At 46.2% G+C, this 22,516-nt stretch carries 19 protein-coding genes; 16 read left to right on the forward strand and 3 right to left on the reverse strand.

Annotation, left to right across the window (positions count from 1 at the left end):
- Positions 1–30: 30 nt before the first annotated feature.
- From P5G61_RS10495 to P5G61_RS10545, 11 genes are all read left to right on the forward strand, one after another.
- Complete coding sequence (locus tag P5G61_RS10495) at positions 31–1,872, forward strand: cache domain-containing sensor histidine kinase (protein WP_301246375.1); 1,842 nt, start codon at positions 31–33, stop codon at positions 1,870–1,872.
- Entirely contained in the window at positions 1,869–3,503 is a 1,635-nt protein-coding gene (locus tag P5G61_RS10500; RefSeq protein WP_301246376.1) for a response regulator, read from the forward strand. The genes P5G61_RS10495 and P5G61_RS10500 overlap by 4 nt, the downstream gene beginning before the upstream one ends.
- 13 nt (positions 3,504–3,516) lie before the next feature.
- On the forward strand, positions 3,517–5,178 hold the full coding sequence (gene nagZ / locus P5G61_RS10505) for a beta-N-acetylhexosaminidase (protein WP_301246378.1): 1,662 nt from the start codon (positions 3,517–3,519) through the stop codon (positions 5,176–5,178).
- A gap of 275 nt (positions 5,179–5,453) precedes the next feature.
- Positions 5,454–7,709, forward strand: a complete 2,256-nt coding sequence (locus P5G61_RS10510) for a stalk domain-containing protein (protein WP_301246379.1) — start codon at positions 5,454–5,456, stop codon at positions 7,707–7,709.
- Positions 7,710–8,083: 374 nt separating this feature from the next.
- The gene (locus tag P5G61_RS10515; RefSeq protein ID WP_079349492.1) at positions 8,084–8,548 is read left to right on the forward strand and encodes a Fur family transcriptional regulator; all 465 of its coding nucleotides are present in this window, start codon (positions 8,084–8,086) and stop codon (positions 8,546–8,548) included.
- A 2-nt stretch (positions 8,549–8,550) separates the two neighbouring features.
- The gene (gene yidD / locus P5G61_RS10520) at positions 8,551–8,802 is read left to right on the forward strand and encodes a membrane protein insertion efficiency factor YidD (RefSeq protein WP_053784390.1); all 252 of its coding nucleotides are present in this window, start codon (positions 8,551–8,553) and stop codon (positions 8,800–8,802) included.
- A 415-nt stretch (positions 8,803–9,217) separates the two neighbouring features.
- Positions 9,218–11,269 carry a methionine--tRNA ligase gene (gene metG / locus P5G61_RS10525; RefSeq protein ID WP_301246381.1) on the forward strand — a complete coding sequence of 684 codons (2,052 nt, stop codon included), beginning with the start codon at positions 9,218–9,220 and terminating at the stop codon, positions 11,267–11,269.
- 311 nt (positions 11,270–11,580) lie between these two features.
- Positions 11,581–12,573 (forward strand): metal ABC transporter solute-binding protein, Zn/Mn family, encoded by a 993-nt coding sequence (locus tag P5G61_RS10530; RefSeq protein ID WP_301246382.1) that lies wholly within the window; start codon positions 11,581–11,583, stop codon positions 12,571–12,573.
- A 37-nt stretch (positions 12,574–12,610) separates the two neighbouring features.
- Positions 12,611–13,387, forward strand: coding sequence for a metal ABC transporter ATP-binding protein (locus tag P5G61_RS10535; RefSeq protein ID WP_246318198.1), 777 nt, complete (start codon positions 12,611–12,613; stop codon positions 13,385–13,387).
- 49 nt (positions 13,388–13,436) lie between these two features.
- Positions 13,437–14,240 (forward strand): metal ABC transporter permease, encoded by an 804-nt coding sequence (locus P5G61_RS10540; protein ID WP_024631018.1) that lies wholly within the window; start codon positions 13,437–13,439, stop codon positions 14,238–14,240.
- Positions 14,241–14,288: 48 nt separating this feature from the next.
- Positions 14,289–15,002 carry a cytochrome c biogenesis CcdA family protein gene (locus P5G61_RS10545; RefSeq protein ID WP_301246384.1) on the forward strand — a complete coding sequence of 238 codons (714 nt, stop codon included), beginning with the start codon at positions 14,289–14,291 and terminating at the stop codon, positions 15,000–15,002.
- Between the two features lie 148 nt (positions 15,003–15,150).
- On the opposite strand, the gene splB is transcribed toward P5G61_RS10545, so the two are convergent.
- Entirely contained in the window at positions 15,151–16,221 is a 1,071-nt protein-coding gene (gene splB, locus P5G61_RS10550) for a spore photoproduct lyase (RefSeq protein WP_301246385.1), read from the reverse strand.
- A gap of 232 nt (positions 16,222–16,453) precedes the next feature.
- Between splB and mntR the strand changes: the two genes are divergently transcribed.
- The 3 genes from mntR to P5G61_RS10565 all read left to right on the forward strand — a co-directional run bounded on the left by mntR (position 16,454) and on the right by P5G61_RS10565 (position 19,776).
- Positions 16,454–16,882 carry a transcriptional regulator MntR gene (gene mntR / locus P5G61_RS10555; protein ID WP_024631015.1) on the forward strand — a complete coding sequence of 143 codons (429 nt, stop codon included), beginning with the start codon at positions 16,454–16,456 and terminating at the stop codon, positions 16,880–16,882.
- Positions 16,883–17,091: 209 nt separating this feature from the next.
- Entirely contained in the window at positions 17,092–18,690 is a 1,599-nt protein-coding gene (locus P5G61_RS10560) for a family 10 glycosylhydrolase (protein WP_301246386.1), read from the forward strand.
- A gap of 84 nt (positions 18,691–18,774) precedes the next feature.
- Positions 18,775–19,776: a patatin-like phospholipase family protein gene (locus P5G61_RS10565; protein ID WP_301246387.1), complete on the forward strand. Its 1,002-nt coding sequence runs from the start codon at positions 18,775–18,777 to the stop codon at positions 19,774–19,776.
- Positions 19,777–19,840: 64 nt separating this feature from the next.
- Here P5G61_RS10565 and P5G61_RS10570 read toward each other — a convergent pair whose 3' ends face one another.
- Both P5G61_RS10570 and P5G61_RS10575 read right to left on the reverse strand, forming a co-directional pair.
- Positions 19,841–20,173 (reverse strand): hypothetical protein, encoded by a 333-nt coding sequence (locus P5G61_RS10570; protein WP_301246388.1) that lies wholly within the window; start codon positions 20,171–20,173, stop codon positions 19,841–19,843.
- Positions 20,174–20,178: 5 nt separating this feature from the next.
- Positions 20,179–21,171 carry a DUF1385 domain-containing protein gene (locus P5G61_RS10575; RefSeq protein WP_024631011.1) on the reverse strand — a complete coding sequence of 331 codons (993 nt, stop codon included), beginning with the start codon at positions 21,169–21,171 and terminating at the stop codon, positions 20,179–20,181.
- Positions 21,172–21,387: 216 nt separating this feature from the next.
- On the opposite strand from P5G61_RS10575, the gene P5G61_RS10580 reads away from it, so the two are divergent.
- A complete protein-coding gene (locus P5G61_RS10580; RefSeq protein ID WP_301246390.1) occupies positions 21,388–21,966 on the forward strand; it encodes a YqhR family membrane protein in 579 nt (192 codons plus the stop codon).
- 77 nt (positions 21,967–22,043) lie between these two features.
- Positions 22,044–22,481, forward strand: a complete 438-nt coding sequence (gene aroQ, locus P5G61_RS10585; protein ID WP_285078633.1) for a type II 3-dehydroquinate dehydratase — start codon at positions 22,044–22,046, stop codon at positions 22,479–22,481.
- Positions 22,482–22,516 lie beyond the last annotated feature (35 nt).

Consider the following 22,516-nt stretch of genomic DNA (forward strand, 5'->3'; position numbering starts at 1 on the left):
TAATGAAGCGTTATATAGGGAGAACGGGAAATGAACTTGCGGATGAAGCTGGCCATGGCATTTCTATTGCTCATCATTGTACCGATGTGCACGCTTGGAATCGGCATGTTCTTGGTCACATCACATACGATTGAGAAAAAATACAATCAACAGTCTGAATATGCACTCCAGGCGATTAGCTATAATATCGAGAATGTTTTTCAGCAGATTAACAATGTCACGGACAACGGCATTGCCACATCGGTGTTCCAGATGGCTTTGAACGCCAAAGATCCGAGCAAACAGGATCTTGGAACCGGTAATCAGTTGTCGCTGAATGCCAGCCAGCGTAATTTCCGTTCCCTTTTATACAACTACCCGTTCATTAGTTATGCCTTCTTGTATGATTTGCGTCCGCGTTCGTCTCAGGATAACCAGATTGTCTCTATATTCACGAAGGAAAACTTTCAAGCACTTCCTTTTAACCAATTTAAAGTTCATCCAATATTCAAAGAAATTCAGGAACTCAACGGCGTACCCAAATGGCTGGCCCCTCTGGAATATCCTGAACTGACGGGCGTAGAGCCTGTCTTTACTCAGATTCGGTTGGTCAAGGAGCTCAGTTATTTCCAGAATATCGGGGTACTGGTCGTTCAGATTAAAAAAGGGGAGATAGACCGCATCTTCCGCCATTTGAAAATAAGTGATCCTGCACAGGATACTTCGTTCCTGCTGATCAATGAAGAGGGTCTGATCGTATACGATCCTTCCGGACGATACAGCGGCGAGAAGATGGAGAATCTGGGTGTGCGTTCTGGCATTTACGGACCGGGGTTCAGCAGCACCAGAGCCGTGTTCGATGGCAGTGAAAGCATCATTTCACAATATCATCTGAAAAACTATAACTGGAGTCTGGTCAGTGTCACTTCATGGGAAGCATTATCCGCAGAGACGAATGTGTTTGCAGGCTGGTCCATTATCATCATTCTGCTGTGTCTGCTTGCTGCGATGGTTTTCAACGTGTTCTTCATGAACCGGATTACAGGTAATATTGCGGTTCTCGTACGATTCATGAGGCGAGTAGATGACGGTGACTTTAATGCCCGGGTTGAAGGAAGTGGCTTTGACGAGATGCAGCTGCTCGCCCAAGGGTTCAATGAATTACTGGATCGCATCGGAGGCCTGTTCCGACGTGTGCGTGCCGAGCAGCAGCAGAAGGCTAAGGCAGAACTGCGTGTGCTTCAAGCCCAGATCAAACCTCATTTTCTATTTAATACACTGGAATCCATTAACGGACTAGCCATGAGGGGAGAAGGGCGTAAAGTAAGTGAAATGGTGACAAGACTTGGCAATATGCTGCGAATCAGCATTCAGGATCAGGAGGAAATTTCGCTCAGTGAGGAGCTAAGGCATCTGCAGAGCTATCTTGAGATCCAGCATTACAGATTCAGTGATTTGTTCCGGTATGAGATCGACATTCCATCTCATCTGTACACATCATCCATGCTCAAGCTCACTCTCCAACCTCTTGTGGAAAATAGTATTCAGCATGGGTTTGAGGGAATTGAATATCAGGGTGTACTTCGGATCAGCGCATTTGTGGAACGAAATAATCTGGTGCTGCGAGTTGAGGATAATGGGATCGGTATTCCCCAGGAAATGTTGGCTCGATTCGAATACATGGCAGATGACCCGCCTGAATACATCATGGCAGAGGGAACGAAGCCCCTGTCTTCAATGGCAGAGCGCCGAGGGCTGGGATTAAGAAGTGTGGCAGATCGGATACGGATTCAATATGGGGCCGGATACGGGGTGTTTATATGTTCATCTCCGGGGCATGGCACCATCATTCAATGTATTATTCCACAATATGAGCAGGGGGAAGATGAATGAATCTAACCGCGTTGCTGGTTGACGATGAGCTGCCGATTTTGGAGAATTTGAGTTTTATTTTGCCGTGGGAAGACATGGGCATTGAAATTGTGGGTACAGCCAGAAGCGGGATAGAGGCACTGGATAAAGTTGCAGAATATCACCCGGACATCATGTTGTGTGATATTCGCATGCCCTCCATGGATGGTCTGGAACTGATTCGAATGCTGCGGGAACAAGGTGAAACTTGCGAGATTATTTTGCTGACAGGATATCAGCAGTTCGAGTATGCCCGTACGGCCATTCGTTACAATGTCCATGAATACATATGCAAGCCAATTGATTATCTGGATCTGGAACATAAACTGCGTGAGCTTGCCGGGCAGATTCAGAAGAAACGGTTGGAATTGGAGGCCGAACGCCACCGCAAATCGGAGATGGAAGTATGGGTAAGACACAAACATATCATTGACCTGATGCGTAAAGAAGAGGATACGTTATTTTCTTTACCTCCTTCTTCCCCGGAACCTCAGGCATCTTCGTTACGGTATGTCCTTCTGCTTATCGATGTGTCGGGTTATTTCAAGCATTCGATCGGATGGTCCGGGGCCCGGCACCAAAGCTGGCATGGAATGATCCGTTCCAGACTTAGAGAGGTTACAGACGGGATCTGTGAAGGAACTTTGCTGATTTCGGCCCGTAAGGGAGAATGGTGCATGCTGGTGGAGGCGTCAGATGAATGGGAACTGCGGGCAGCTGCATTAGCTCAACAGGTCCTGTTGGAATTAGATGCGACATTTGAGCCAGGTTCAGGCATGAAAACAAGAGTCATTCAGGATATTATGCCTGTGAGGTTGGATGATCAGATGGCTGAGCGATATCGGCACTGTCAGCGATTGCTGATTATGAATGATTCTGATCAGCGCAGCGATGTGCTGGAATCAGAAACTGGTGAGCCCTCCATCATGTCATCCAAAGAACCTTCCAGAAGGACAACGCTGTGGATTACAAAAGAAGATTTGGACTTGATCACCCGCTGGATCAGACAGGGAAACAAACAGGGCTTGATTGACCTGCTCGTTACACTCAAACATCGGATGAGTGAGCATAAGAGTGCGCTGGACGGCGTAGCCGAAAACAGCCTGCGTTTTTTGCTTGTACATATGCTTCGTGAATTGCGCGAAGTACATGTCATGGCTGAACAAGACGAAATACACTTCTGGAGTGCATTGCATTCAGCAACCTCCATCAAGGAATTAATCGAACTGGCGGAGGCACTTGCTTTTGCTTGTCATGATAAGAAAAGTACGCCTCGCCCTTCTGTGTCGGAGCTGATTATGTCTGCGTGCGAGTATATGAACGCCAGGCTGGAATGTGATCTGGGGATTGATGAGGTAGCTGATTGGCTGGGCATCAGTCCGGGCTACTTTTGCCAGTTGTTCAAAAATCAGATGGGGGTCACCTTTGTAGAATATATGACCCATAAGCGGATGGAGAGCGCAGCCTTATTATTAAGTACAACAGAATGGAGTATTACAGCGATCGGAGAAGCGACAGGGTACAAGGAGCGGCGATACTTCTCCAAAGTGTTCCATAAACATTTTCACATGAAACCTTCGGAATTCAGATCAAACCTAAGAGCAGGTTCATAATGGGGAGGGAAGCATGCGTATGAAATCGATGGATCAGCTTTCGTTGGAACAGCGGGTAGGGCAGATGTTTATGTGTGGGTTCCATGGACAGCATGCGGATGAACAGATCAATCAACTGATCCGTAATTATCATGTTGGAGGCGTCATTTATTTCAGACGGAATGTGGAGAGCGTAGACCAGTTAAATCAATTGTCTGCCGACTTGCAGGCAATTGCGGCTGAAGCAGGGGAATTGCCTCTGATGATCTCCGTGGATCAAGAGGGTGGCATGGTGGCCCGGATTGATAAGGAGGGCGTGACCCAGGTGCCGGGAAATATGGCGCTTGGAGCAACCGGCAATCCGGCGTATACACTCGAATGTGCCCAAATTCTAGGTCATGAGTTGAAAAGCATCGGCATTGATATGAACCTTGCTCCCGTGTTAGACGTGAATAACAATATTCTGAACCCGGTCATCGGGGTGCGCTCCTATGGCGAGAATGCGGAGAGCGTAGCTGCTCATGGCGCAGCAGCTATCAAAGGATATCAGTCCCGAGGTGTTGCTGCGACAGCGAAACATTTTCCCGGACACGGAGATACAGCGGTGGATTCACATCTCGGTATGGTCACCGTACCTCATGAACGTAGCAGGCTGGATCAGGTGGAGCTTCTACCGTTCCGTCGGGCGATTGAGGCCGGAGTGGATGCCATTATGACTGCTCACGTCATCTTTCCGGCGATTGAACCGGAGCCGATTCCAGCCACACTGTCCCGTAAAGTATTGACGGGTCTGTTACGCGAAGAAATGGGCTTTGACGGCATTATTATTACAGACTGTCTGGAAATGCATGCGATATCCAAGCCATATGGTGTGGCCGAGGCAGCCATTCGTGCTGTGGAGGCAGGTGCTGATCTAATTCTGGTCAGTCATACACTGCAAGATCAAGTCTCCGCTGTTGAAGCCGTTGTTGAAGCCGTTCGTACTGGGCGAATTGAAGAAGCCACCATTAATCAGGCATTGGAACGTATTATTTCATGGAAGACAGCGCGTTGTGGTCAGTGGGAGCATACGTTTGTTTCCATGGAAGAGGATGATGCTGTAACTGATCGATCCGATGAAGATGGTGTCGATTTCTCAGCAAAAGAGAAGGATGAATTACCAAAGTCGCTGGCCTCTATCGAATCCACGTTGGATGAGATCGCCTCCAATAGCATTACTGTGGTTCATAATGATGGATTACTTCCTTTAGACCCTGAAAAAAATGTGTATGTCATCTGGCCTGAAGTTGTGCAACGGACAGAAGTGGATGAACCTTGGTCTCATACAGATTCACTTGGCGTGGCGTTATCGCAGCTGAGAGGCGGAGTTCGGGAGCATAAAATAACGACACAGCCGACATTTGATGAAGCGGACCTGATCCTTAATAATGTGTCGGAGGATGATCAAATTATCATATGTACTTATACTTCCGCAGGGCATCTTCCGAAAGGACAGCATCATTTGGTTCAAAAACTTAGTGAGAAGTATTCCCTGATTGTAGTCGCTTTGCGTAATCCATATGATCTATTGGAGATTCCGACACCGGGAAGTTATATATGTACGTACGAGAATACTCCTGCAGTGGTTCGCGCATTGTCTCTTGTCTTAACAGGTGAATTGCAGCCGACAGGACGCTTACCTGTCAGTTTGCGTTAGCAAGTTCGATATCCATCTCTCTTTGGCATGGTGCTTTTTCAGCCATGTCCTGGAGGGATTTTTTTTATTGGAATTTGCGGCAGGTTTTAAAACCGATTTCACTCCAAATCGAAAAGTATAATAGATAACTATTTTCATAGTATTTTCGCTCTATTAAAAGTTTACAATTCTTATCAATTAATTTTAGCAACTTTTCCCGGCTGCAAGCGTCTAATAGTATGACTTTTTGAGGGGGATATTTATAAAATGGGAGCAGAAGGAGCCAAAGACAAAGAATGAATTTGAAGAAGAAATTATCCGTACTTACCGCTTTAGCTGTATTCCAAGCGTTTGCAGCGATTCCAGCGAATGTACTAGCAGCCGATCAAAGTGATACAACAACAACAAATACAGCCAATGTTAAATCCGTGGAGGTTGTGAAGAAAGAACAAACCATCGCGGAATCGGATGTAAAGTCGGGGTCAGATTCAAAACAGTCTGATAACAATGAAGTTGAAGGAACAACCCCGGTGACCAATGAAACTACGGGAACAGATGTTACTCCGGTTGACCCTGTTACAGACCCTGCTGATGAAGAGGGTTCGGAAGAGGAAACAACAGTCCCTACGACTCCGGTTGAGGTTGAGCAACCATCTACAAGCGGTCAATCTGTAGCCGGAAGTAAAGGCGGAGATCTGACACTTTACATGAATAGCAATAAAATGATGCAAGACGGCAAAACATATCTTGCAGGACAGCCGATGGCTGTTAAAAATGGCGTATCTTATGTAGCGATCCGCGCACTGGTTGATCGGGTTGGTTATGATGTGAAATATGACAATACAACCAAAGAAACCATTATTATTAGTGGCGAAGATGAGCTTCGCTTCAAAACGAATAGCACTATTTACACAGTAAACGGTGAATCCAGAACGATGAAGGGCCCTGCCTATCAACAAAAAAATACGTTCATGGTGCCACTGACGTCGATTACGCAGGCTCTCAACATTACTTATAAAGTGAATCAGTCTGCGAAGACTGTTGTACTGAACCTGAGTACCAAACCGGTAGCCAGCTTCACGGTACCAAAAGAGATTTTTGCAGGAGACACGGTGACATACAACACTAAATCCAGCTCTCCCAAGGGACTGGACATTATAGACGAGCGCTGGACGGGCCGTCAGGATTCGTTTGATCAACCAGGTACATATACGGTAACGTATGCTGTCCAGGATTCGAGCGGACAATGGAGTGATCCGTACTCTGTTACGATTCAGGTTCAGAAACCCAATCTTCCTCCTGTAGCGATGTTTATGACAGACAAGGAAGAATACAAAATGGGTGAAAAGATCACGTACATTGATCAAAGCACCGATGATGAAAATGCCATTGTGAAAACAGAATGGGAAAACAATGCTTTGGCATTCTTTGTTCCGGGACCAAAGACGGTAACGATTACAGTTACGGACAAACATGGTGCTAGTAACAGCTATACCAAGAATGTCAATATTACCAATGAAACACTGTATACTATCTCTGATTTTAATCAGTTGTTCACGCCGGTAGGTGATAAGTTCAGTTTCAACGGCAGTGAAGTTCCTGCCATTGAGAAAGTACCCTACACTTATTACGATGAGCAAAGTGTGCTGATTCGCAGTAACAGCCCGGAAACCGTTAACTCTGAAGGGATTGTGTACAAAGAGTCTTCAATCGGTCAGACCCGTTTCATGATTCACCATGTGAACAATACAGGCAAAAACGTGAAAATGTACGTTGTTGCTACGAATAATAATATGTACGCAGCAACATTAGAGCAGCAAAACATGGGCTTTGCAGGTCCGTCACCAATAGCAACTGCGGCAGGTAAATTGTCCATTGATCGCTGGTTCCAGTCTATACAGAACGGTACGGGACAAAAGAAAGTGTACATCCAACCTGGAGAGAGCAAGCTAATTCTGACCGAATTGAGTGTTCTTCCTATGAAGCAAGGGCAAGTTATTTCACTGTATTCTGATGTTTTCAGCGACTACAGGCTGGATTACAACATTATCATGATCGAAGAAAATAAAGATCCGATGGCTGTATGGTCCACGCTGCCTGTTCTGGATCGTGATGGTGTGCATAACCGTGGTACGTATCCGAATGCAACACGTATCATTACGTACGACCAAGAAGTGGGATCGAAGCCTGCACGTCTGCCGCTCGGCGACAATGCAAGTGACCCGAATCTGGTCGGAACAGATCCAATGGCGTATACAGATGCTTCTAACGCGGGTAACTTCGGTGTTCTCTACAAAATTACACTGAACAATGTTGCTCCTCGGACTTTAATCTCGTTCAACCCACGTGGTGGTAAATACTCGGGTGTAGCGCTCGTTAATGGAGAAGTTGTACAGATTTCGAACGGCAAATCCGTAAGCGCTCCGAATGAACAAAGTGTACTCTATCGTACAGGTTCGTATGGTCAAAGTGTATCGATTCTCTTCTCCGCAGCACCAGGAAGCAATCTTCCTGTCAACTTGCTGTTCACACCGCTTCCGACAGAGAAATAATTGTTTCTCCTGTCACCAGAAACGGACGGTTTGGAGTGAAAGCTTATATGCAATATATCCTGTCACCCCAAAAGTCGCCCGAAGGATTAATCATCTGAACCGTCAGGAAAGGACTCCATGTTTATGGGGTTCTTTTTCATTGCGACTGTAGAATCAGCGGGCTCAGGTCCGTTCGTTGACTATGAACTTCATTTAAGGCATTATTAGTAGTATATAAATCAAGCATAAGTATCAGCATTTTGCATAATTTGATTTCACACGCTAACGGGTACAATACCTAGACGAATAGACCCATTTCGATATAGGTGTTGCTGAATTGAATTCGCTCTTTGGATTTATGCAGAATGCTCGTATGACAGGAGGTGCTTTAGGTCATGCTGTCGACAGAACAGATTATTAATACCATGTCCTCGCAGGGGCTCCGCATTACGGATCAGCGGAAGACACTGGCCCGGTTATTTGCCGAATCCCCCGGGTATTTGACACCCAAGGACGTCTATGAATATATGGGTAAGACTTACAGCGGACTGAGTTTTGACACGGTGTACCGGAATTTGCGTGTCATGCAGGAATTGGGTGTACTGGAGCAGGTCATCTTTGAAGATGGGGTGAAGTTCAGAGCACATTGCAGTGAGGATCATCACCACCACCATATGATTTGTCTGAAATGCCAAAAGACATATCCAATCGTTTTTTGCCCGATGCAGCTTGCAGATGCGCCTGAGCAATTCCAGGTCGTCGATCATAAATTTGAAGTTTTCGGGTACTGTAAGGACTGTGCCGAACATATGCCAGCCAAAGTGTCATCCGGACATCAGCACACTCACGGGAAGCACTGACGATGAAGTTATCCCGCAGATTGGTTCAAGCTCCCATTCGGGTGTATCGCAGCTATATCTCTCCATTGAAGCCGCCGACATGTCGTTTCTATCCTACCTGCTCGGCTTACGCTATGGAGGCAATTGAGGTGCACGGTGCGCTCAAAGGGTCACTGCTTGCGGCTAAGCGCATTGCGAAATGCCATCCGTTTCATCCAGGCGGAGTGGATTTGGTGCCACCGAAGGCAGAAAAGTCTGTGATGGTATCCGATTAATGATCCAATGGTTGTTTTTGCAGGATTGAGTTGATTTAAGAATTGCTGTCCACTTGACAAGGGAGGCAGTATTTCAGTATATTTTTGGTATAATGATTTCCAGTGAAGGGATAAGTACAGACACACCCCCAGTGCAGAGAGCCGGATGAGCTGAGAACCGGTCTGGGAGGAGGATGGAATATGGTCCCGGAGGAACCTCTTTCGAGCGTGCAGACGTTGATTTAGAACGGGCTGTCGTAAGGCTGAGGCGTGATCCAGCGTTAATGGGCGGTCGAAGGACCGGCAGAGCCTGTGTTTTGTGAAAAGCACGGGGAATTTGGGTGGTAACACGTGAGAGCAACTCTCGTCCCATATAGGGACGGGAGTTTTTTGTGTTCTTTTTTAGGCAAAGCAAGCAATAAAAATGCAGGACCATATGAAGGAGGAGAAGTCATTTATGGCTGATCAAAAAACATTTTATCTGACAACACCGATTTATTATCCGAGTGACAAACTGCATATCGGACACGCGTACACGACTGTGGCGGGTGATGCCATGGTTCGTTACAAACGTCTGCGCGGTTATGCTGTTCACTATCTGACAGGAACCGATGAGCATGGTCAGAAGATTGAGCGCAAGGCACAAGAGAAAGGACAGTCGCCACAAGCCTTTATCGACGATATCGTTGTGGGTATCAAGGAACTGTGGAACAAGCTGGACATCTCCAATGACGACTTCATTCGGACTACGGAAGAACGCCACAAAACAGTGGTACAGGATATCTTTGACCGTTTATTGAAACAAGGGGATATCTACAAGGGTGAGTACGAAGGCTGGTACAGTATCCCGGATGAGACCTACTACACGGAAACCCAGCTGGTTGATGTGGAGAAGAATGACAAGGGCGAGATTATCTCGGCCAAAAGTCCGGATAGCGGACATCCGGTGGAGCTGGTAAAAGAAGAATCCTACTTCTTCCGGATGAGCAAGTATGCCGATCGTTTGCTGAAATATTATGAAGAGAATCCGGGTTTTATTCAGCCGGAGTCACGTAAAAATGAAATGATTAACAACTTCATCAAGCCGGGTCTGGAAGACTTGGCTGTATCGCGGACAACTTTCGAATGGGGCGTCAAAGTTAAAGGCGATCCGAAACACGTTGTGTACGTATGGATTGATGCGTTATCCAACTATATTACAGCTCTGGGCTATGGATCATCCGATCCATCCCTGTATAAGAAGTTTTGGCCTGCGGACGTTCATTTGGTTGGGAAGGAAATTGTTCGTTTCCATACGATTTACTGGCCGATTATGCTGATGGCACTGGACCTACCTTTACCGAAAAAAGTGTTTGCCCACGGCTGGCTGTTGATGAAAGACGGCAAAATGTCCAAATCCAAAGGCAATGTCGTTGACCCGGTAACCCTGATTGACCGTTATGGTCTGGATGCACTTCGTTATTACCTGCTGCGTGAAGTTCCATTTGGTTCAGATGGTACATTTACTCCAGAAAGCTTTGTAGAGCGTGTGAACTCCGACCTGGCAAATGACCTTGGAAACCTGTTGAATCGTACAGTAGCCATGGTGGACAAATATTTCGAAGGTAGAGCGCCTGAATTTACTTCCGGTGTGACCGAATTTGATGCATCTCTTGAAGAAGCGGGTTTTGCTGCTGTGGAGAAAGTGGAGCAGGCCATGGAAAATCTACAGTTTTCCGTAGCGTTGACAGCGATCAGTCAGTTTGTGAGCCGCAGCAACAAATACATTGACGAGACTCAGCCTTGGGCTCTGGCTCGTGATGAGGCGAAACGGAATGAACTGGCATCGGTAATGTCGCATCTGATTGAAAGCTTGCGGATTGCTTCCATCCTCTTGCAGCCGTTCCTAACACGTGCTCCTCGCAAAATCTGGGAACAGCTCGGCATTCAGGAAGGTGAACTGACGGCCTGGGATTCAGCGAAGCAATGGGGCGTTATTCCGGCTGGCAACGCTTTGCAGAAGGGTGACCCGATCTTCCCACGTTTGGACTCTGAACAGGAGATTGCTTATATTGCTGAAGCGATGACTGGAGGCAAAAAAGCTGAAGCGCAGCCTGAGGCAGCTCAAGTTGATGCTGGAGGCGCTTCTGAGGCCGCTCAACCCGTCACAGCACCAGAAGGCAAAGAAGAGATCGGTATTGATGATTTCGCCAAAGTGGAACTGCGTGTCGCTCAAGTAATTGCCTGTGAACCGGTCAAGAAAGCCGATAAATTGCTGAAGCTGCAGCTGGATCTTGGCTATGAGCAACGTCAAGTTGTATCGGGAATTGCGAAGTTTTATTCCCCAGAAGATATGGTTGGACGCAAAGTCATCTGTGTGACGAACCTCAAGCCTGTGAAATTGCGCGGTGAACTGTCCCAGGGCATGATTCTGGCAGCATCCCACGGAGACCAGCTTACACTGGCAACAGTACCGGATAATATGCCTAATGGTGCACAAGTGAAATAGGAATTTGACCGTGCAACCAAAGATTTGATTTATAAAGTTGTAATAGAAGGTGGCCTGATGAAAATCGGGTCGCTTTTTATTTTGGATGAAATCGGATCTGATGCGAAGAAAACAAGCATATACTGTTATGAACTCCGTGCTCAAGGAAAGAATGAATAGGACAGAGCGGCTTGACAAGTTCGTGCAGGTTACCTATAATTCTTCAGTAATGTTTACGATTAAGAGATGCGGAGTGAATACTAGTGAAATTTTATAATGGAAGAAATCTAGACCAGGTAAACCGGACTCTAGCAACAGGTAGAAGAGGACAGATGAAATGGATGCTCAGCGGTCTGCTTGTTCTTAGTTTGCTCATATTGTCGGCATGCGGTCAGAGTAATAATTCGGAGAGTGCCAAGCTGGTGGAAGGTAAAGTGAATGTGATCACGAGCTTCTATCCTGTCTATGCGTTTACTGCGACAATCGGCGGAGACGATGCGAATGTCATTAATTTGCTGCCAACAGGTGTTGAACCACATGATTGGACGCCGAAGAGCCAAGATATTGTGAATACATCCAAAGCCCAGTTATTCCTATACAATGGTGCAGGCCTGGAAGGATGGGTCCCCAACTTCCTGAAGTCACTGAATAGCGATACCAAGGTGAAGTCAGTCGCAGTAAGTGAAGGGGTTACTCTATTAACTGCTGAGGGTGATGATGGACACGGTCATGGTGAAGAACAGTTCGATGAACATAGTGACGAACATGCGGATGAAGCTAACGCAGAGGATATTGCAGACCATCATGTGGACCCCCATACATGGGTAAGTCCCAAATCGGCAATGGTAATGGCTGAAAATATCAAAAACAGCCTGGTTGAAGTAGACCCTGCCCATAAAGAAGGATATGAACAACGCTATGAAGAGCTGCGGACCAAGCTGGAAACGCTGGATCAGCACTTTACAGACGAATTGTCCAACGTTCCCAACAAGGAAATTGTCGTTTCGCATCAGGCTTTTGGTTACCTAGCACGTGATTATGGGTTAACCCAGCATGCCATTATGGGACTTTCTCCAGATGCGGAGCCCACAGGTCAAGATATTGTTAATTTGGCTAAGCTGGTGAAGGATGAAGGGATTAAATACATTTTCTTCGAAGAGCTGGTATCTGACAAACTGGCAAAAACCCTCGCCAATGAAGCGGGTGTAGAGACAATGGTCCTTAATCCTGTAGAAGGTTTAACCAAAGAGCAGGTCACAAACGGGGATGATTATTTCACCCTGATGGAGAAAAATTTGCAAAATCTGCTGATCGCATTAAAATAAGATAGACTGAAGGATTCGTTTGCAATCCTTATATACAATGAAGGGCGGCTTTGCCATGCAGCAAATCATGCCATTGTGTCATGATCCAATTATAGAGATCGAGAAACTATCATTTTCCTACGGTGACCAGCGAGTGATCGAAAATCTTGATTTTATGGTCCAGGAAAGGGATTTTGTCGGGATTATCGGTTCAAACGGGGCGGGCAAAACGACGTTGCTGCGGATGTTGGTTGGACTCTTGCCTCCAGCCGAGGGAGACATCAAGCTGTTCGGACAGTCGATCCGCCGATTCAAGGATTGGGAACGGATTGGTTATGTTCCGCAAAAAAATGCGTTTAATCCATTGTTCCCTGCAACGGTAAGGGAAGTAGTCATGTCCGGCTTGTACAATAATAAGAATATGTTTCGCCGAATGTCCCGTAAATGTCAGCAGCAGTGCACAGATGCCATGCAGGTGATGCGGATTGAGGATTTGGCGAACAAACGAATCGGACAACTGTCCGGCGGACAGCAGCAGCGCGTGTTTTTGGCACGGGCGCTTATTAATCACCCTGATCTGCTGATTCTGGATGAACCGACGGTGGGCATCGATGCCGAATCCCAGGCCAGCTTTTTTGAACTCATTACCCATATGCATGAACACCACCGGATGACATTCCTGATGGTATCACATGATATGGACCGGATGGAGAGTTATCTCGGTTCCAAAGCGGCAGTGACGAACGGAAAGATACATTTCCATGTCCGTCATTCCCATGAGGTGGAAGACTGTGCCGAGACGAATTTGCAGCATACCACCACCCAAGTTCGTTAGAGCGAGTACACAACCAGATTAGAGCAAGGCCGAAGGAGTCGTGTGTGTTTTGGAAATTTTAATGAGTGATTTTTTTCAGCGGGCGCTGGCGGGTGGATTGCTTATTGGCATCACAGCACCCTTGATCGGATTGTTTCTGGTGCTGCGACGTTTATCCATGATCGGCGATACTCTGTCTCATGTAACGATCGCCGGGGTTGCACTCGGATTCCTGATCGAAGTGTATCCGATTGCGGTGGGGCTGATATTTGCTGTGCTTGCATCATTTGCAATAGAGAAATTGCGCAAGGCGTATAAGAGTTACGCCGAATTATCGATTGCGATCATCATGTCCGGTGGAGTGGCGCTGGCTTCGTTGTTCTTCACGCTGGGCAAAGGGTATAATACAGATGTTATGAGTTACCTGTTCGGCAGTATATATACACTGGATTCCACGGATTTGAAGCTGGTTGGTGTGGTCACGCTGATCGTGGTCATCGTTGTAGCGTTGTTACATAAGGAGTTTTTCCTGCTCAGCTTTGAGGAGGATGCCGCAGCGGTTACCGGGTTGCCTGTGAAACTGCTGAATATGCTGATTACCGTAATGACAGCCCTTGTCATTAGTACGGCGATCAAAATCGTCGGCGCATTGCTGGTATCGGCATTGCTGACCATTCCGGTAGCTGTAAGCTTACTGATGGCACGAAGTTTCAAATCGGCGATCATATTGTCTGTGGTTATTGGCGAAATTGCCGTAGTTATTGGACTGGTTGTGGCCGGGATCTGGAACCTTGCACCGGGAGCAACGATTGTACTTCTGCTTATCATGATGCTGATTCTTACGATGATTGGAAAAAAAGGGTTCCGAGCCTGATTTTGAACGTAAGCAAGTGACCCCCCAGGGAAGGGAGATATCCGCTTCATGCCTGATGTTAATGTGTGGCTGGCTTTTGTAGCAGGATTAGCTTCGTTTATTTCGCCTTGCTGTCTTCCGCTGTATCCTTCGTATCTTTCCTACATTACGGGGATGACGGTACAACGATTAAAGGATGAGCGCAATCAGCGTGAAGTTCGCTTCAAGACATTGACTCATACGCTGGCGTTTATTTTGGGCTTCTCGGCAGTGTTTTATTCGCTGGGGCTGGGAGCCGGTTTGTTTGGTCAATTTTTCAATGATAACCGTGATCTCATTCGTCAATTATCCGCGATCTTGATTATGTTAATGGGTTTATTCTTGCTTGGTTTGTTTAAACCTCAGTTTCTGATGAAAGAGCGCAAGATGGATATGAAATGGAAACCAGCGGGTTACTTGGGCTCATTTATTTTTGGCATTGGTTTCTCGGCAGGATGGTCGCCTTGTATTGGACCGATTTTGACTGCTATCATCGCGATGGCTGCAAGCGAACCAGCAACCTGGTTGGCATTAATTACGGGTTACACGGCCGGCTTTGCGTTACCGTTCTTCATTCTGGCCTTTTTCATCGGTTCTACACGCTGGATCTTGCGTTATTCCAATATCATGATGAAAGCCGGGGGCGCATTAATGTTGTTCCTCGGGGTTCTGTTATTTACGGATCAGATGACCAAAATAACGATCTGGTTACAGCAAATAACACCAGACTGGATGATTATATAGCCTTATATAGCCATCAACGAGTTGTTGTTTTATTCATGGTTTATTCCAAATAAGAACAAAGCAGGCTACGTGAAACCAGAATGATTCTGGTTCATGTAACCTGCTTTTTTAATCAAAGGTTCTTTAATATAAGGTGCCAGCTATACGCTTAGGTGAAATAATCAATGTTGGCCAGTGGGAAATGCTCAAAAATGCGCTCAGTAATAAACTCGCGCAGGGCATCCTGCTGATCTTCTTTATACACATATTTATACTGTCCCCATCGGCCCCATTTCATTTTTCGCTTTTCGATATCCATCTCCAGCTTGGTTTTGGGATATCGCTTCTCAATGGTAGCTTTTGCCGTTTTGGTAAAACGGTGCTGGATCATCTCAAAGGTTAGATCCTTGGTTGCTTCTTCAGGAAGTGTATCGGCAAGCTTTTGTAAAAGCTCAGAATATCCTTCTTCCCATCCGTCATACCACATGATTGGGGCAATAATGAATCCGAGCGGATAACCGGCATGAGCTATTTTGCCTGCAGCTTCAATACGCTCTTCAAACCGTGAGGTGGCGGGCTCAAAATTTTTGATCACATAATCGGAATTCACGCTGAAACGGATACGAGTGTGTCCGTTATGCTTGATGTTTAATAAAGGCTCAACGTGATGGTATTTGGTCACAAAGCGAAGTCGTCCGTGTTCCTCATCCGCCATAAAACGAATCAGGTCACCGAGGTTTCCGGTGATATGCTCCAGTCCTACAGGATCGGATGTACAAGCTGCTTCGAAACGGGTAATTTCAGGTGCACGTTCCTCAATGTAACCTTTGGCAGCCTGAATGATCTCTTCGGTGTTTACATAGACACGGACATAGGGCTTGGCCCCAAGTGTCGTTTGAAGATAACAATAATGACAGTGACCCATACAGCCTGTGGAAATGGGAATGGCATATTCGGCTGAGGGCTTCGATTGGTCAAACTTAAGTGTTTTACGCACGCCAACGACAAGGGTTCGTTTGGCCATTCGGTACTTTTCTTGTTCCGTTTCGCCAGGGAGATTGGTGATTCGATTATGGGATGTCGTCATCTGATAAGGAATATCCCTGGATGTGACCCATTCCATAATCCGTTTACCTTTCTCATATTCCAGCGCACCAGGTTCAAAATACACCAAATCGGGAATAAAGGGTTTAGTGCCTTTTGCTTTGCGAACGGGTGGATGCGCTACACTTGTACTCACGAAATCACTCCTTTCAATACGGGACCTCGCTTAGTTTGCCTCGTTTGGGGATAAGTCACCCATGCCAATACTTGCGCTATGGTAACGGAAAATAAGGCCTGAAAAGTGCTTTACGAACAGTAAGTAGTGAATGAATTGTGCAGGACTTGCCAATGCGTATTGATAACATGTATCATTATAAGATAGGGACCAGGCAAGAAAATTGCCGGTCAGAGAGAAGAGAGGGAAGCAGATGCCAACGCCCAGTATGGAAGATTATTTGGAGCGTATATACAAATTAATTGATGAAAAGGGCTATGCTCGTGTGTCTGATATAGCTGAAGGTTTGGAAGTGCATCCTTCATCGGTGACGAAGATGATCCAAAAGCTGGACAAAGACGAGTACCTGATCTATGAGAAGTACCGCGGGCTAGTGCTTACGCCAAAAGGCAAAAAGATGGGCAAACGTTTGATGGAGCGCCATCATCTGCTTGAACAATTTTTAACGACCATTGGTGTTCAGGAGGAAAATATTTATCAGGATGTCGAAGGAATTGAGCACCATCTGAGCTGGGATTCCATTACCTGCATCGAGTCTTTGGTAGAATATTTCCGCCAGGATGAGAGTCGATTGCGTGATCTGAAAAGTATTCAGGAAGACATGAGCAACACCGAATCCTAAGCCTTTAAAGCCAGACTCACCTGGAAAATTGCAACGCATATCCATTCAAAAATCAGAGGATGCACCTGCCGCTAAAACGGTAGGGAGCGTCCTTTTGCTTTTTCTTGACCAAAATTTGGCGATTTTTCGCAACTTAATAATCCTTAGGAGCGTCTATTAAACTAGCAGAATTTGCCGCGAATTTATAATTATTTTGGAGGATTGCACTGATGAAGCTTCGAAAAGGATTGATCCTGCTGCTCATTTTTGTTCTGGGTTTACAAACTGCAGGACTAACAGCGCAGGCAGCTAGTCAAAAGGAAATTATCATTTATTTGGATGGTCAACGATTGGAATCGGATGTATCGCCTTACATTTTGCCCAAAGTAAATGTAACGATGGTTCCTCTGCGTGTCATTAGCGAAGGTCTGGGTGCTTCTGTTCTATGGTCACAGGCTACGCGCACCGTCACCATCAAGAAGTCCGATTCCGTCATTACGATGACGAGTGGACGCCAACAGGCAACAGTAGATGGGGCCGTGGTTGATCTTGATGCATCGGTAGAATTGAAGCAAGGCCGTGTAATGGTACCGATTCGATTTGTCAGTGAGAACCTTGGAATCCAGGTTACCTGGAACCAATCTGCACAGACCATTGATTTGACCACAGGCAATGCTCCTGACCCTAATCCAGTCACACCAGCAGAACCTGGTGGAACGGGAACTACGCCAAGTACGGATGAGATGCGAGGAGCATGGATTTCGACCGTAAATGGAGACTGGCCTTCATCTAGTGCCAAAGGAAACATTGAGAAACAAAAGCTGGAGTTCATTCAGCAGCTCGATACATTGAAGGATATGGGAATCAACGCTGTATTTGTTCAGGTGCGGGCCAATGGGGATGCGATCTATCCATCAGGTATTGTACCGTGGAATAGCGTATTGACAGGAACACAGGGGAAAGATCCCGGGTATGACCCACTTGCATTCATGATCGAGGAAGCTCACAAACGTGGCCTTGAGTTCCATGCCTGGTTCAACCCTTTCCGGGCTACCAATTCGGCAACGACAACCGGGCTCGCAGCCAATCATGTATCCAAGCTTCATCCGGACTGGATTGTTAACGCATCAGGCAAAATGTATATTAATCCAGGCATTCCGGAAGCGAGACAGCATATTATTGATTCCATTATGGAAGTGGTTAATCAGTATGATGTTGATGGCGTACATTTGGATGATTATTTCTATCCTTCCAATGTAACGTTTAATGATGATGCGGCTTTCAAAGCATACAACACATTGAATACGAGTGACCGTGCGGAATGGCGCCGGGACAACATTAATCAATTTGTCAAGCAGCTTGGAGAGAGCATCCACAAAGTAAAAGCTGGCGTCCAATATGGCATTAGCCCATTTGGTGTGTGGCGTAACAAATCGGTTGATATGACAGGCTCGGATACAAAAGCCGGAGTAACCGCTTATGACAGCATGAATGCGGATGTACGGACATGGATTAAGCAGGAGTGGATCGATTATGTTGCACCCCAAGTGTACTGGAGCATGACACTTAGTGCAGCACGATATGACAAGGTGGTAGACTGGTGGGCCAATGAAGTGGCAAATACCGATGTGAAATTGTATATTGGACACTCCCCTTATAAGCTGGGCACACCGGAAATCGGATGGCAGACATCACAGGAGATTATTGATCAGCTTATATATAATGAGAAATATGATACGGTGAAAGGGGATATTTTCTTTAGTTCACAGTATCTGACGAAAAACCCACTTGGCTTGATTGCCAAATTAAAAGCCTATTATGGACTGTAAAACATTTTAACGTAATAAGACCAACCCCTGTTCTCATACAGTGGCAGTAGTAGCATGGACTGCCTGGAGAACGGGGGTTTTATTGTGTTGATTAATGGAGTTTTTGAAGGCGGCGGCGTAAAGGGGATTTCACTTGCCGGCGCCGTAAAGGGTGCAGAGGATCATGGTGTCGAGTTCAATCGCGTAGCCGGCACGTCATCGGGTTCCATCGTAGCTGCTTTGTTAGCCGCTGGCTATCGGGCAGAAGAGATGAAAGGCATTATCGAGAAAACGCCGTTCGCTTCGTTGCTGCGACGTTCTCCCATATTTGAGACCAAGTGGATCGGACCCGCAGCAAGGCTGTTTTTGAAGAAGGGACTATATTCTGGGGAAGCGCTGGAATGCTGGATTCAGGATATGCTGAAAAAAAAGGGGATTCGGACGTTTGCTGATCTGCCTCCAGGAAAGTTATTAATTATTGCATCCGACATTTCCAATGGTACCCTTTTGGTGCTGCCAGATGATATTAAACGATTCGGAATTGATCCTTCGAAACTGGAGGTAGCCAAAGCTGTACGCATGAGTTGCAGTATCCCCTATTTCTTTGACCCGGTAGCCATTCGCAGATCCCCTATCCTGTCTAAAGGTTTACGTTTTGCAGACCAGTTTGTTTACGTCGTCGACGGAGCATTACTGAGCAATTTTCCGCTCTGGCTGTTCGATGGGGAGCGTACAGAACGTGGAGGAGAAATCATACCTGTGGTTGGTTTTAAAATGGTTGGTAAAACTGAAGGAGAGCCGGCTAGAATCAGGGGTCCCCTAAGTATGCTTCAAGCTTTGGTAGAAACGATGCTTACTGCTCATGACGAACGATATATCGAACAGATCAATCGATTCCGTACGGTGAAAATCCCTACCCTTGGAATTAAACCTACGGAGTTTAACCTTTCCGTGCAGGACAGTACAGCTTTATATCAATCTGGGGTTAACGCAGGGACTGAATTTTTCAGTGGATGGAACACCAAGAACTATGGTGAACAGCTGGACAAACAGAGACGAGAGCTAAGAAAGAAAGAAGCGGAGATACCACCACTGACTCCTGTATAAAAGAAAAAGCAATTCTCCGCATGTTGGGAGAATTGCTTTTCTGTGTTTAGTCGAATTTAGTGCTTTAATGATACTTGGGTACGTCCTCATCGCTTTTACCCTTTTGTCCCTGGATAACCTGGAAAGGGTAATCCTTGCGTTTTTTGGAAGATGAGTTGCTTTTCCGGGTACCAGACTGCGCGTTAACTTTAGCCATGGTTTTAGCTGATGGTTTGATCTTCGGTGATGATGCTTTGCTTGCCCAACGCCGCGGCGGATACTTATAGAGCAGGAACACAACCCCGAATACGATCAGGGGTATCACAATTCGAGATATACCTCCACTCAACAGCCAATTCAAAATTCCAATGGCCGCGAGTGCAATGAGCGTCCAAAAAATGATGGCCTGCCTTTTCATATCATTCACCCTTTCACAGGATCAAATGTTGCAACAGGAACTTCTGACGTGGCCGATACGTTTGCAAGCTTGGCATCCAATTCACGCATACGGTTAAACGAAGCGATGGATACTTCTACCTGTTCATTGGTCGGCTCTTTGGTTGTCAGCAATTGCAGCCATAGTCCCGGGTATCCAAGATAACGCAGTACAGGAATGTCACGAACCGAGTTGGTCAATTTCAACAATTCGAACGAAATGCCGAGCACAACGGGTAACAACAGCAGCCGCTGTCCCATACGTTCCCAGAGATTATCGTATGTGAAGAGCGAGTATAAAAATACGCCGATAATGACAGTCAACATAATAAAACTGCTTCCGCAACGATAATGCAGACGGCTATACTTTTGCACATTTTCTGGCGTAAGCTCTTCCCCGGCTTCGTGAGCACTAATGACTTTATGTTCTGCACCATGGTATTGGAACAAACGTTTAATCATCGGTGTCTGGGAGATCAGCCACAGATAGGCAAGCAACAGGATCAGCTTAATTCCGCCTTCCAGTAAATTATGCAGAAACTGATTGTCGAATGCATTTTTGAATAGAAAATTCTCAATTACAACCGGCAACAATGTAAGCACAATTTTACCAAAGAGAAACGAAAGGATAGCTACTGCGGTGACGCCGATAATCATGCTTAGGCTCCAACCTGAGCCTTCTTTTTCTTTTTGCTTTGCTTTTTCTTCAGGTTCCAGTTCATCATCAGCATATGCGTCAGCAGAATAATTGAGATGTTTGCTTCCTTTGACACTCGAATCTATAATGCTGACAATTCCGCGCAGTAGTGGAATCCGCCGCAATTTCATGACCCAGGACTTGTCTTGCTTGGGAACTTCCAGATACGTAATTTCGCCGTCTTTTCTTCGCACAGCTGTAACGTTGACATGTTTACCGCCGAACATTACGCCCTCAATGACAGCTTGCCCCCCGTAGCTGACAGGCTTGGATTGTTGAGGCAAATTATTCACCTTCCTATTCTGTTCTAGGCCTTCATGGTCGAAGGCAGTTTAATATCCCTATTGTATCGAATTTTGAGAGCAATTTCTAGTTTGCGAGTCGATCCAAGGGCGATGTTGTTAACTTTGTCCTGATTTGTACATACTACCCGGTAGAGTTAGGACAAAATTGGAGATTTAACCGCAGGTTTTGCAAACTGATTGTGAAGGAGAATAACGATGACAGAGTATACCGGTGAACGCACATCACATAAGGAAAATCAACGTGCTGACAAAGGAGAGCAAAAGGACCGGGGCAAGCGTCCTACTCAACGGCAAGGCCAAGCGCATTATTTAACCAAGCCGTTACCTTTTGCAGTGGAGCTTGGTTTTTTCGCGGGTTTTATCTGGGGAGGCATGCATTGGCTGTTTTATTTGCTTCATTTTACAATTGTGCCATTAGGATTTTTGGCTGAACCCTTTTTTAAACACAATTTTATATATACTGCAGCAGGACATTTGACTGGCTGGCTGTTTTTTATTGTCTTTTCTCTTATCGGATCTCTGATCTACACATTCACTTTAAAAAAATTCAAAGGCCCGATTCCCGGCATGATCTACGGCATGGTATGGTGGCTGATTATCTTTGTCCTGGTAGGTCCAAAACTGGATATGGTAAAGCCCTTAAACCGCTTAACCTGGGATTCCATCATTACAGAATTTTGTTTCTTCTTGCTGTGGGGACTGTTTATCGGGTACACCGTAGCCATGGAGTTCACGGATGAACGGAAACGTGAGCCAGAGCAAGCGGGAGCATAGCCGCAAAAAAGCTTCTCAATCCGGTAATGGCTGTGTTAAAATAGCAGATGGTTATTTGCAGAAAGGGTGGAGTAGCTATGAAACGGATTGTTGTAATCAATGGCCCGAACCTGAACATGCTCGGCGTACGTGAACCCGGCATCTATGGAACGCTTAGTCTGAAGGATATTGAGGACAAAATTCGCAGACAGGCAGAGGAGCTGGGCGTCTCCATCACTTTTTATCAATCCAATCACGAAGGGGACATCATTGATCGTATTCATGCAGCGATGGGCGATGCAGACGGAATCATGCTGAATGCCGGAGCGCTGACCCATTACAGCTATGCTGTGCGTGATGCCATCAATGCCGTAAAAGTTCCTACAGTAGAAGTACATCTATCCAACATTCATGCACGCGAAGCGTTCAGACATCATTCAGTAATTGCTGCAGAAACAATCGGGCAGATTGCCGGATTTGGCGAAGTAAGCTACGAACTGGGACTGCTGGCTCTCGTACGTCATCTGGACAAGTAAACCTGAGCCGGGGACCCGGGAATGTGAGAGAAAGA

The organism is Paenibacillus vandeheii, from assembly GCF_030433635.1.
GTDB classification, from domain to species: domain Bacteria; phylum Bacillota; class Bacilli; order Paenibacillales; family Paenibacillaceae; genus Paenibacillus; species Paenibacillus vandeheii.